Source organism: Rosistilla ulvae, assembly GCF_007741475.1.
GTDB classification, from domain to species: domain Bacteria; phylum Planctomycetota; class Planctomycetia; order Pirellulales; family Pirellulaceae; genus Rosistilla; species Rosistilla ulvae.
Genome location: NZ_CP036261.1, coordinates 756,052 through 769,289, shown reverse-complemented (window position 1 = coordinate 769,289; position 13,238 = coordinate 756,052). Strand labels below are relative to the sequence as shown.

The following is a 13,238-nucleotide window of genomic DNA, read 5'->3' as shown; positions in this document are numbered from 1 at the left end:
TCGCGTACCGACGCCGGCTTAAGAATACAGCCGGATCGCTTTGATGATCTCTTCGAGATCGTTGGGCAACGCGACAGCTCGGTTGGCGAAACTGGCCCGCTGCACGCCACGGCTTCCCAAGACGTCGTTAAAGACCGCCTGGTCAGTCGTGTGATAGGCGACGGTCGCCGTGGGATCTTTCAACTGATGCCCGGTCAGGATGCAGACGACGCGGTCGCTCGGGGCGATCACCCCTTCGCGGCGAAGCATCTTCGCTCCGGCAACGCTTGCTGCACTGGCCGGTTCGCAACCGATTCCGCCAGCGCCCACCTTCGCCTTGGCGTCGAGGATCTCTTGGTCGGAGACCTGCCGGACGACGCCATCGCAAGCTTCCAACGCACGCAGACACTTCTTCAGATTCACCGGGCGATTGATCTCAATCGCGCTGGCGATCGTGTCCGCCTTGGCCCCATCGCGGTCCATCTCGTCGTAGAACGCACGGATCGGATCCATGTCGACATTGCCGCCGTTCCAACGGACGCCGCGGCGTTCGTACAGTTCGTACAGCGTGTCGGCTCCCGATGCGTTGATTACCGCCAAGCGTGGAATCCGATCGATCAGCCCCAGTTCCTTCAGCTCGGTAAACGCTTTGCCAAACGCGCTGCTATTCCCCAAGTTGCCGCCGGGAACAACGATCCAATCGGGCACTTCCCACTGCAACGCTTCGAGAACGCGGAACATGATCGTCTTCTGGCCTTCCAGCCGGAAGGGATTCACGCTGTTGACCAGATAGATCCCCAGTTCATCGCTGACCTGTTTGACGCGGATCATCGCATCGTCGAAGTCGCCAGCGATCTGCACCGTTAACGCACCATACTCTAAGGCCTGACTGAGCTTGCCGTAGGCGATCTTGCCCGATCCGACGAAGATAACCGCCTTCATCAATTGGCTGACCGCACAATACATCGCCAACGACGCGCTGGTGTTGCCGGTGCTGGCACAAGCCGCTCGCTTGGCACCCATCATGTGAGCGTGAGTGAAGGCGGCGCACATGCCGTTGTCTTTGAAACTGCCCGACGGGTTCATCCCCTCGTACTGCAGATGCAACTGGCCAGCGTTCATGCCGACGTATTGCCCGACCGATTCGGCCTGCTGCAGCAACGTCTGCCCTTCGCCGACGGTGACGATCTTGTCGTCGGGAGCAAATGGCAGCAATTCTTTAAACCGCCACACGCCGCTGAACCGCAGCGGATCGTGCCGCTGTGTCCAGAATTGCTCGAAGTCCTTCAACTTTGTCGGAACCGTACCGCGATCCCAATCGTAGATCACGTCGACCAGATCGCCGCATCGATCGCAACTGGTGCGCACCGACTCCGCCTCGTAGGTGGCGCCACAGGAGGGCGAGATGCACTTCTGAAACGCGATTCCTTCGGTCTTGCGATGCGATGGTTTCGTCTGGAGCATGATAGCGTGATTCGATTGTGTGTCGGCGGATTGTGTAATTCGGGGGACTTTGCCAAGTCATCGGCCCCAGACTATAGAATAGATCGGTTTTTCTCGTTTGTCGCTAGATTGGCATCGCCAGACCTGCTAATTGAGACCAGAAAATTCGATTTCCGGTATGCTGTTTCAAATTCGACGAAGCAACAGGAACCGCAAGACAAAAAACGAGTATTCTGGTGGAGAAAGCGACAATGCTCAGTCCAAACGGCGATCCGCAGGTGCTAGCAAACGCTCCCGCCGACCGCTCCAATCACCCACCCCAATCGCGTGACGGAAGCCCCTTGCCGCACTCCAATCCCCTGCCAGCCATCCCCACCAACCGCTACATCACCTTCTTCGCACTGGCAATCCTCGGCGGAGTCGCCGATCTGTGGACCAAGCAAGCGATGTTCGCATGGCGTGGGCTGCCCGGCATGCAGCCGCCGCATTGGGTTGTCGAAGGCTATGTTGGCATCGAGACCGCCGTGAATATCGGCGCCGTCTTTGGCATCGGTGCCGGCAAGGGACAGCTGTTTGCAGCGATCTCGGTCGTCGCGGCGATCGCGATCTTCATCTTTCTGTTCGTCAAACGAGCCGCCCACCAGTGGCTGCTGACCATCGCCCTGGGCTGTGTGATGGGAGGCATCATCGGCAACCTCTACGATCGGCTCGGATTGTGGTGGGAACCGGGAATGGATCCGCGTTGGCAATCGGGAGTCCGCGATTGGATCCTTTTCCAAGCCAGCGACACGCTCAAATGGCCCAACTTCAACATCGCCGACAGCCTGCTAGTCTGCGGCGCGGCGATGCTGATCTACCGATCGTTTTTCCCCGTCGATGAATTCGACGACGACAAACCAAACTCTCAAGAAGATTCCAACGAGGCACCCCGTGACAACAACTCCTCCCAGTGAATGGTCCGCTCGCGATGAAGGTCGTGTTGCAGCGATGATCGATTTGGCCCATGCCGCCGGCCAACTGACGCTCAACTTCTTTGGCGACGCCACGCTCGCCGTCGATCGCAAAGGAGACGCCTCGCCGGTGACCGAAGCCGATCGCAGCGCAGAGCGTCTGATCCGCCAACGGGTCGCCGAATCGTATGGCGACGATGCCATCCTGGGCGAAGAGTTTGCCGACACGCAGGGCAGTTCGGGCTACCGTTGGATCGTCGATCCGATCGACGGCACGAAGTCGTTCATCTGTGGCGTTCCACTCTATTCGACGCTTGTCGCCGTGGAGAAAGATGACCAAGTGATCGCCGGGGCGATCGTGATCCCCGCCTTGGGCGAATCGATCGTCGCCGCGATCGGCAGTGGCGCGTGGCATTGCCGCAACAGCGACGCCCCTTGGACCGCGGCCCACGTTTCGCCGTGCGACCGCATCGAAGACGCCGTCTTCTTGACCAGCCAAGTCGACAGCTTTGCCAACCGCGGCGCAGGAGCAGCCTATGACAGCCTGCAATCGGCAGCATCGATCACTCGCAGCTGGGGCGATGCGTACGGCTACCTGTTAGTCGCCACCGGCCGCGCCGACATCATGGTCGATCCGATCGTCAACCCTTACGACGTCGCCGCCGTCCAACCGGTCCTGACCGAAGCCGGCGGCCAATTCAGCGACTGGAAAGGCAATCCAACGATCCGCGGCGGCGACGCCTTCGGCACCAACGGCCACCTGCACCCCCAAGTCCTATCGCACCTCGGTTCGTGAGTTCTCCAGGGTGCCACTGGCTATGCCAGTGCAGCGGATCGAAGTCCTGAACGTTGCACAGGCTTGCAATCTGATCAACGCCCCCCAAGAGCACCTTCGGACTCAGCAAACACGGGCATAGCCCATGCCACCCAGAATCCCAACAGGTCACCACACAGGGTGCCACTGGCTATGCCAGTGCCTCAGGAACGAAGCCCTGAACGTTGCCCAAGCTTGCAATCCGACCAACGTCACCCAAGAGCACCTTCAGACTCAGGTAACACGGGCACAGCCCGTGCCACCCACAAACCCAACTGGTCACCACACAGGGTGCCACTGGCTATGCCAGTGCCTCAGGAACGAAGCCCTCGACGTTGCACAAGCTTGCAACCCGACCAACATCATCCAAGAGCACCTTCAGACTCAAATAGCACGGGCACAGCCCGTGCCACCCCACAATCCCAACTGGTCACCACACAGGGTGCCACTGGCTATGCCAGTGCTTCAGGAACGAAGCCCTCAACGATACACAAACTTGCAATCCGACCAACGTCACCCAAAAGCACCTTCAGCCTCAGATAACACGGGCATAGCCCATGCCACCCACAATCCCAACCGGTTGCCCAGGGTACCACTGGCTATGCCAGTGCCTCAGGAACGAAGCCCTGATGCTTCACAAGCAACCGACAACGACCTGTCCAAACTTCGAAGCAGGATTGCACGGGCATAGCCCGTGCCACCCCACGTTGCAGGAACTTTCCACGGCAGGGTGCCACTGGCTATGCCAGTGCTTCAGGAACGAAGCCCTAAACGTTGCATAAACTTGCAATCCGAAGAGCACCTTCGGACTCAGCCAACACGGGCATAGCCCGTGCCACTCACAATCCCAACCAGCTAACACACAGGGTGCCACTGGCTATGCCAGTGCCTCAGGAACGAAGCCCAAATGCTTCACAAGCATCCGACAACGACCTGTCCAAGCTTCGAAGCAGGAATGCACGGGCGTAGCCCGTGCCACACCACCTCACAGGATCGTTGCATGACAGGGTGCCACTGGCTATGCCAGTGCTTCAGGAACGAAGCCCTCGACTTTGCACAAGCATCGGCCGAGCCGACTCAATCCACTCGAGAAAAATCGTCGAATGCTTGTGGCGGCAGACGAGCTATCGTAGGCAGGTTAGAACACTGCTGGAACATTGGCTCTGCGTGGTAGTAGCGAGCACTGGACCATTTCCAATCGATCGCACGTTTACACAGACCACGTGTTACGGGGTTTGTATGAATGTAGTCAATCGATGCAGCGATCGCTTTCGCGGAATAGATGTTTCGATCAAATCCAGGACCTGCCTGCCAAAACCGAAAGCACTTTTTCCCTGGACGTTCTTGGACCGTCAATCGTTCGAGCAACGAACTATTCCGGTCGATCAAGATCTGTTTGATTTGCCGAGAAAACGGCTGCTTCATCGCAGCCAGAAGCAAACCGATATCGGGTTCGGGACAAAGGGGCAATACAAGCAAATGCACATGCTCCGGCATGAAAACAAAAGCAACAAGTTGGAACCGATGCTGTTCACAAGCGGTTTCCACCGACCGCGACAAGTGCATCCGCCAAGCATCGTTGGTCAACAGCGGCATCTGGTGAAAGCACGAAAACGTCAACTCGTGAAGGTGGCCGGGCTGATGGTAATGCTTGATCTTTTTCCGATGTGGTTGACCGACTATTTCCATCATACGAACATCTCCACCAGAACCGAGAGTGGACGAATGAACGGACCTGAGAATTCGGAAGTGAAACACTCCTTCCACGCAAGACGACGAAACCGAAACCCTCGATTCAACCATATCGATTATAGAAGACGGCCCATACCAACATCACCCACAACAAAAGGTATGCACGGCCCCCTCTAGTGCAAACGGACGTAGAGCCAACCGACTCACGAGTTACCGGTGCTTCCTGAACGAATCCTCTAGGGTTTCACCAAAATTGAACGTCGACCAAAACAAATCCTGGAATTGACTGCACGGGCATAGCCCGTGCGACACCACGTTGCAGAAACGTTCCACGACAGGGTGCCACTGGCTTTGCGAGTGCCTCAGAAACTAAGCATCTCAACGATGCCCGAGCTTGCAATCCGACCAACGTCACCCAAGAGCACCTATAGACTCAGATAGCACGGGCATAGCCCGTGCCACCCACCAACCCAACCGGTTGCCACACAGGGTGCCACTGGCTTTGCCAGTGCCTCGGGATCGAAGCTCTCGACGTTGCCCAAGCTTGAAATCCAACCAACGTCACCCAAAGAGCACCTATAGACTCAGATAGCACGGGCATAGCCCGTGCCACCCACCAACCCAACTGGTTACCACACAGGGTGCCACTGGCTTTGCCAGTGTCTCAGAAACGAAGCATCTCAACGATGCCCGAGCTTGCAATCCGACCAACGTCACCCAAGAGCACCTATAGACTCAGATAGCACGGGCATAGCCCGTGCCACCCACCAACCCAACTGGTTACCACACAGGGTGCCACTGGCTTTGCCAATGCCTCGGAAACGAAGCCCTCGACGTTGCCCAAGGTTGCAAACGGACCAACGTCACCCAAAGAGCAACTCCAGACTCGGCGAACACGGGCATAGCCCGTGCCACCCATAATCCCAACCGGTAACCACACAGGGTGCCACTGGCTTTGCCAGTGCCTCAGAAACGAAGCATCTCAACGATGCCCGAGCTTGCAATCCGACCAACGTCACCCAAGAGCACCTATAGACTCAGATAGCACGGGCATAGCCCGTGCCACCCACCAACCCAACCGGTTGCCACACAGGGTGCCACTGGCTAATGCCAGTGCCACGGGATCGAAGCCCTCGACTTTGCACAAGCTTGCAACCCGCCCAACGCCATCCAAGAGCACCTTCAGACTCAGATAGCACGGGCACAGCCCGTGCCACCCTCAGATAAGGCAACTTGATTGGCAACGGTCGCGTCACTCCTCCGAAGCCACAACTTTCCAGCGGCCCCAGAGGCTTGGGGTAAGCTCCGCCTCGCTCGGAACGTCGGCGGTGATCGCTGTCGCTTTGTTCGACCAATAAACACGCTGTGTCGTCTGACCGCCAGCACCTCGCAACACGCCCAGGTCGGCTTGATACGTTTGCCCGGCGGTGGGCTGCCAGTTCAATCGCTTCAACGGAATGCTGATCTCAAAATTCCCCTGCCCGTCGGCGGCCAACTTGACGTCGCGGCTGACATCTTCCACAACGTCCAATTCGATCGTCCGCCAGGGACTGCTGAACCCAACCGGCTGTTTCGTGCCGGGGACACGCGCCCGGTATAACAACGCTCGTGTCTGCCCATCGACTTGCGTGACCAGCAGGCGTTGATCCCCAGGGACCGGCGATCGGCGATCGGCTGCTGCACTGGCATCGGTGGCGAGCATCAGATCTAAACATCCCCCAGTCTTAAAGAGTGCGTTGGGCGTTTCGCCCGAATTGACCAGCAGATTCTTTTCGGTCGTGCGCCATGCGGCAAACAGATGCGAATCGGTCAACGTCACCGCCGCGCTGACTTCATAGGGCCGGGAGTCGCTGTTGAAGTTGGCTTTGATACCCCGGCGATCGATGAACGCCCAATCGGTCTCCGCCGGCCAATCGTCAAGATTCCCATCAACCTGCGGCGGCGTCCGCCGCAACGGCACCTCCACCGTCCCGCGACCGCGTTGCTGCTGCCGCTGCGATTCGACTTCCGCAAACCATTGCCGAGCCTCCTGCAAATCGTCGCTGCTCACCTGCAAATTCTGTTCGGGCAACCGCTGCAACGTTTCCAAACCGTCGACGCGGACGAGACTCGTGCGTCCACCATCGACCAAAAAGACCTTGCCATCGGTGGTCTGCGTGATGCTGGGCCAGAAATTTTCGTCGTGCAGCGAAACATCGGTCACGTCCATGTTCCGCTGAGCGATCGGAGCGGCCCAGTTCGGCCGCGTGCGGATGTCGTGGAACAACGTGCCAACGAACAAACCGTCGGCGGTGAACAGGTACATGTTTCCCATGTTCCCGTTGACGCAGAACATCGGCCCCGCGTTCCCTTGAATCCAACCTCCCAACAACCGCGTGTGACCGATGACCATTCCAGGCCGATCGGGAACGGCGGCTTCATGGCTGGCGTGCAGCCCCGGCCAGGGACTCGGATAACTCCAACGCGGCTGACCGTCCCGGCCCCCTCCCAAACCGTAAGGCGAAAACGGCTCGGGCGCATTGGTCTGGATCGTCCAGCCTCCCGGTTCGGTCAGCGATTGATTACCGCCACTCGATTGTGGCCGCCCAGCCGCCGGGCCGAGCGATTCGGGCTGATTGATGTCATAGCGAGGCAGTCCCGCCGCATCGATCGCCGCGGCAATCCGAACGTTGCGATCGCCATACCGCGCCACGACGACTGACAGATCGTTCATCACACAGACGCCACGACAACTCTCGGCGACAAACTGCACCTCCTCCGGCTGCGGCCTACCTTCGCCGTTGGCATCGGTCCAAGCAAAAGCGACCGGCGTTGCGTCGCGAGGCCGTTCCTCCGCTGGCTTCGAGCCCGCGGGCCAACGATCGTGGAACTCAGGCTCGCGAAGGACGCTCCAAGAACGGGCGTCGCCGACGGCCGCAACCAAACGGGTCAGCGGCTCTTCATCGAGCCACAGGAACGCGACGTTATCGCCATTGGTCGGCGTGTGGGTATAGCAACTGGTGAAGTAGCGTCGCCCTGAGGAAAGGGCAGGGTAGAGGGGCGTGTCGGGGGAGTACGGTCCATAGTGTGCATCCAACAGCGGGCTGGGCAGATGGAACACACGAGTCAGCGAATCGGTTCCCGCTTCCCAATCGAGCTTAAACTCCATCCCTTTGTAATAGAACCGCGTGGGATCGCGTGGATCGAGCGCGCCGCCGCCGCCATATTCCGTCGGTCCATAGAAGGCTCGCTGCAAACTGCCGTCTGCACTCCATAACGAGACGCGTCGAGGATGGTTCGAGGACTCGGCAACCCACAGCCGACCTTGCGTATCGATCGCCAAGCCGTTCGGATCGTTTATATGCAACGGATCGTAAAGTCCCGCGGCGGGAGCCCCCGGTCGGCCGATCGTCCCCATCAACTTGCCGTCGGGCGAAAAAATCTTCACCTGATGGGATTGGCCTCGATCGGAGATAAACATCCGCCCGTCGGTCGCGATGGCGACGTGACGAGGATCTTCGAGCCCATCGCCGATGATCGTTTGCGGCTCGCTGGCAAGAGTCTCCAAGCGGACAAGCTTTTTGCCACTGAGTACCAGCAGACGACCGCGATCGTCGAATGCCAAACCGCGAGGATCGTCCAACGCGATCCGCGAGGCAATCTTGCCCTCTGCCGAGTCGACTATCAACAATTCGTTCTGCCGCACCAAAGAACAGACGAGCGATCCGTTGTGAGCTGCCAGACCGCCCAACACAAACTGCTTCTCACCACCGTCAAAACCTTCCAACTCGGGGTAGGGCAGGGGGGCGTTGCTGCGATTCTTCGGATCCTTCCCCAACACCAGCTTAAAGACCTCCGCGTCTTGCAGCTTCCGCGTCTTCGCCGTCAGCCGCAACTCACCTTCCCAAATCGACCCGACATAACAGAGGTGATCGGCAACCGCACCATCCCCATTGTCGACCGCCAACGTCGGCGCGCCGGTCCAATGCCCGCCGACCCAATGTTGCCCGCCCAGCTTGGTGCCATCTTCGCGCAACCACTGCAAACCATGACCACCTTCGGCCACGTACGCCCCTATTAACACCAACGGCTCTCCGTCGGCGGTTCGCGAACCGGGAACGACCGCCATGCTGCTGGGGGGCGTGTGCGTCGTCAGCCAACAACCTGTATTGTCCGCCGTTCGCCAAGCCGGTTTGCCGGCGCTGTAGATACTGAATTCATACCGCAGCTGCAGCGGTTTTCGCCACAGTCCACGCACGGTGTAGGTTCCCGGTTCGACAAACCGCGTTGGAATGTAGTAGACGCCGTGGCGAGCGGCTTCGGGATCGCGAGTCAGATCGTCGCTGCCATCCCACCAGGCAACGTTCTCGCCAGCAGGGTAGGGCGTCTCGCTGACCAAATTCCGCACCCGTTGCCCGTTCTGATCCTCGATCACCAAGGTCACCAAACCGGCTTCGGGCAGATGGAAGCGAATTGGAATCGGGGGCGGCACTTCGCTGGCTTGCGGCAACACAAGACTCGCCAGGTGAGCGTCGTCGGCCAGCGGAGCAATCGCCATCAGCTCGCCCAACCAAACGCGTCGCCCATCCTTCACCTTGCTCTCCAGGTGCGAATGATTCGCCTTAGCCCCCTCGACGATCCGCAGCCGAATCGCGCGCGTTGTGACCGTTTTGTCGAAGGGGACCCAGTTTGGCCCCAGCCCCATCGGATACAACGGATCCATCTCGCTGCGACCGCCCACTTTTTGCCAATCGGTTTCGGCTGCATCGAATGGTTGCGAGTCGGCCGATCCACCAAAAGCGTCGACCTCTAGCGCGGCGAAGCCTGTCCACAACAGGCACAGTCCGTTGAGTGTGACCGGCTTGGGCCACGCAAGCGTGACGGTCTCTTGATTTGTTATACAGATCGGCTGAGCCGCCCCTTGCTCGCCGTTGTCCCATGTCTTCCACATCCCATTGTTCGACCGATCGACCAGCCGCGTCCCAACGTCTTCCCGCGCGATCGATTGCACGACAGCCTGCGGTGCGACATTGCCAAACCGCTCTCGTTCGATCCAGACACCGCCGATCCAGCCCGCCATTTCGGGATCTCCCGCCGCGGGCGTGTGGCTGAAACGAAACGCCTGGGTCTGCGTCCCCGCTGGCAGTAACCAGACCGCATAGCCCTCGCGATCGACAGGTTCTTGCGACGCGTGGCCGTCGATCAACCGCTCCGCGACAATCCACTGCGAATCGTCGGCCAGGTTGCCGGGAGAGGCCACGCCCGGCTTGAGCACACTGAGCGTTCCGCCACCACGAACCAAGACGCTGCCAACGCGGATCGGTTCGGTCAATCCAATCCTCAGATGTCGCGGTCCCGCAGCGCGTCCCTGGCCGAACTTCACGCCTTGCCAATCGGGACGATGGCGAGCGCTCCAGACGAGGCTGCCGGGTCCCTGTTTCGCTTCGGATTCCGCAATCGCCGACTCCTGCCCGTCGACCCATTGAGCAAACGCATCGCGGTCCAGTAGATCGCCACCGACGGGCGAACCGATCGCGAGCGCACCAGCCTGGGAAAGCAAGACAAAACTTGCGACAGCAGGGAAGAGGAACCGTGCAGATTTGGACATGAACAACTTCGGAGAGGGAACCAGATTGGCGGAGCAGGCGGGGGGGAGCCAACGCTCCCGAGAACACCCTCCAACGGGTGACCCAGTCACCCAACCAGGATATTCGCAGCCACCGCCCGGTCGCAACAAATGCGACTGCGCAGTTCGAAAGATCTGGCAAAATAACTTGCTGGCTAGCGGACCGCTACGGCGCCGCAGCGGCGTCGTCGCGAAACCGTGCGGCCGCAGCCAAAGCGCGGCCGTGATCGGGGTTCAGATCCAAACACTTTTGGTAAGCCTCCAACGCCGACTGTGGATTGCCTAGCTCTCGCTCGATCTCCGCCAGGTAGAACCAAGCTTGATCGAGCGACGGATCGGCATCGATCGCCCGCTGGGCCGCCTGTTTCGCCGGTTCCCATTGGTTATTCCAGAACGCCTGCTTCGCTTCCAACAACCCGGCCTGACCGAAATGATAATCGCGTCGCGCGTCGTCGTTCTTCTGCTGGTAGGCGTCGGCCAGAATTTGGTGCAGCGGGATATTGGGAGACATCTCGCTGGCGCGAATCCACAACGTAACCGCACGGTCGATGTCGCCATTCAACTGATACGCCGCCCCTTCCAATTGCAACATGTCGGGACTGCTGACCCCCAGCTCTTTTAAGCGGTCGACGGCGTGCAACATCTCCTCGGCGCGACGCCGCTGAAACGCAACCTCCGCCATGCTGATCAGGATCTTGCTCTTCTGGCTCAGCATTGTTGGTTCGACAACATCCCACATCGACTGCAAATGCTTCGCCAGCAGATCCATATCCCCCGACGCCAGCAGTTCGTTGTATTCCTGCAGCTTCCGAGAAATCCCCAACCGCTGGTTCAAAGGAGTCACGAAGTTGGTGCTCATATCGATAGGAATCATGTACCGCGACCGCTGCAGCACGTCGGCCGCTTGAGCTGCCAATGCCTGCTGCCCCTTCGCTTCAAGAGCCTGCAATCGCAACGCGTTGAACTTCAACGACAGTGGCGTTTTACCAAGCTGCATCTCCAACAACGGCAAAGCGCGGTCGACCTTGCCGTCGCGAACCAACAGCTTGGCGTATTGGTAGCTGGCGGGAGCGAAACCGACCTGGCTGGCAAAGCTGTCGATCGCCGCCGCAGCATCCTCTTCTCTCAGATAATTCTTGCCAACTTGATACCGACAATGTTCGACCGACCCGATCAATCGCTTTGACTTGCGTTCAATTTCCGATGCCTTTAAATACGCTTCGCTGCTCTCGGCGATCCGCCCCGTTCGGTCCAAGCAGAAGGCCAGTGAGAATTGAGCCATGTAGTTGCTCGGGTCGATATCGACAGCCGCCCGAAACGCATGTTCCGCCTCGCCGTAAAAGCCTTGTCCCAGCAAGCCTTCGCCGAGAGCCTGCCATTGCTCGCTCCCTCCCGCAGTCGCTTGATCGGCGAGCTGTTGGAACTCCGTCGCCAACAGCGGATCGTCCAGCGTCACAGCCGGCAGCACAACATGATGCCGCCACAAGCGACGCTTCAGGTAGAGCCCGCCAATGACGATCTCGAGCAACAAGACAACGACCAGAAGCTGCTTGAAACGTTTCATTGTTTTGCCTCGCTGCGATTCAACCACGCACTCACGCGCCCCACCCGCTGAAACGGTTTCCGCAGGTTTAATGCCCCCGCCACGATATCGTCGCTGCCATCGCCATCGAGATCTCCGGCGGCGACGGTGACCAGATGGATCGGATCGCTGGCGATCTGCCAGGTCGTGAAGTTCTGTTGGCCATCGTTTTCCAGCCAAACAAGACTTGCCGTATCGGTTCGGTTCCAATTGTTCGTCATGCTGGCCAAGACGACGTCGAGATCGCCATCGGAATCAAAATCACCGACGTCCGCCGCGTAGGTCCCTCCCAGATCCGCGATGCGACGGATCTGAAACGTCCAGTCGCCTTGGTTCTCAAACCAATAACAACCGTGATAGGGCTGCGGATAGGCATCGAGATCCTCCAGGTTGTCCCCCGCAGGCAAGATCAGATCGGGATCGCCATCCCCATCGAGATCGGCTTGCACCAACCCCGCACTGCCGAGATCGTGATTGATCGTCATCCACAATCGGCGTTTCTTGAATTCGCCATTGCCAAGATTCTCAAAGCCCCACAACTCCTCTTCGTCCTGCGTGACGATCGCCGCGATGTCCGGATCGCCATCGCCATCGTAGTCGGCGATCGGAACGTGGATCGTCCCCGGAGCGGTGTGCAACAGGTGATCGCGGAATTTCAAGTGACCGCGATTCTCCAACCACAAGACCGAACCGCGAGAGTATCCAAAAACAGCCACCGCGAGATCGATATCCCCATCGCCATCGAAGTCGGCCGGCTGGACATCGGCGACGCGCCGCACGTCGTCCAAGATCACGTGCCGCCGATACCCCTCGGGCGTCGACTCAAACAACTCCACTCGCCCGATCACACTGTCGTCGGGCATGATATTTCCCAAGACCGAAACGACCAAATCGAGATCGCCATCGGAATCGATATCGACAACTGTCGCGTGGGCAGGGGCGGCGACGTCGCGCACCAAAACCTCTTCGCGCCACTTTCCATCGCGCAAGCGAAACAGCAGCACCTGATTCTTCAGTGAATCACAAGCGAGCACGTCGACGTTTCCATCCCCATCAAAATCCAAAATTTGGACGTTTGTAATCTGCGGCAAGCCCTCCGACGCAGCGTCCAAAGAGATCATTTCGAATGGAACCTTCGACGCAGAATAAGCGGTTCCCCCCTGATAGACGACC

General features: G+C 59.1%; 7 protein-coding genes. 2 read left to right on the top strand and 5 right to left on the bottom strand.

From position 1 onward, the window contains the following. Positions 1-18 precede the first annotated feature (18 nt). The gene (thrC, locus tag EC9_RS02895; protein ID WP_145342212.1) at positions 19-1,443 is read right to left on the bottom strand and encodes a threonine synthase; all 1,425 of its coding nucleotides are present in this window, start codon (positions 1,441-1,443) and stop codon (positions 19-21) included. Positions 1,444-1,673: 230 nt separating this feature from the next. Here thrC and EC9_RS02890 point away from each other — a divergent pair, with 230 nt between their 5' ends. Further along, a complete protein-coding gene (locus EC9_RS02890; RefSeq protein WP_145342210.1) occupies positions 1,674-2,375 on the top strand; it encodes a signal peptidase II in 702 nt (233 codons plus the stop codon). Then, the gene (gene hisN, locus EC9_RS02885) at positions 2,353-3,168 is read left to right on the top strand and encodes a histidinol-phosphatase (RefSeq protein WP_145342208.1); all 816 of its coding nucleotides are present in this window, start codon (positions 2,353-2,355) and stop codon (positions 3,166-3,168) included. Before EC9_RS02890 ends, hisN begins: the two co-directional genes overlap by 23 nt. Positions 3,169-4,263: 1,095 nt before the next feature. On the opposite strand, the gene EC9_RS02880 is transcribed toward hisN, so the two are convergent. The 4 genes from EC9_RS02880 to EC9_RS02865 form a co-directional block, all read right to left on the bottom strand. After that, on the bottom strand, positions 4,264-4,875 hold the full coding sequence (locus tag EC9_RS02880) for an REP-associated tyrosine transposase (protein WP_145348974.1): 612 nt from the start codon (positions 4,873-4,875) through the stop codon (positions 4,264-4,266). Between the two features lie 1,255 nt (positions 4,876-6,130). Further along, complete coding sequence (locus EC9_RS02875; protein ID WP_145342207.1) at positions 6,131-10,465, bottom strand: hypothetical protein; 4,335 nt, start codon at positions 10,463-10,465, stop codon at positions 6,131-6,133. 184 nt (positions 10,466-10,649) lie between these two features. Next, positions 10,650-12,047: a tetratricopeptide repeat protein gene (locus tag EC9_RS02870; RefSeq protein ID WP_145342205.1), complete on the bottom strand. Its 1,398-nt coding sequence runs from the start codon at positions 12,045-12,047 to the stop codon at positions 10,650-10,652. Further along, positions 12,044-13,186 (bottom strand): FG-GAP repeat domain-containing protein, encoded by a 1,143-nt coding sequence (locus tag EC9_RS02865; RefSeq protein WP_218934545.1) that lies wholly within the window; start codon positions 13,184-13,186, stop codon positions 12,044-12,046. Before EC9_RS02865 ends, EC9_RS02870 begins: the two co-directional genes overlap by 4 nt. Between the last annotated feature and the right edge of the window lie 52 nt (positions 13,187-13,238).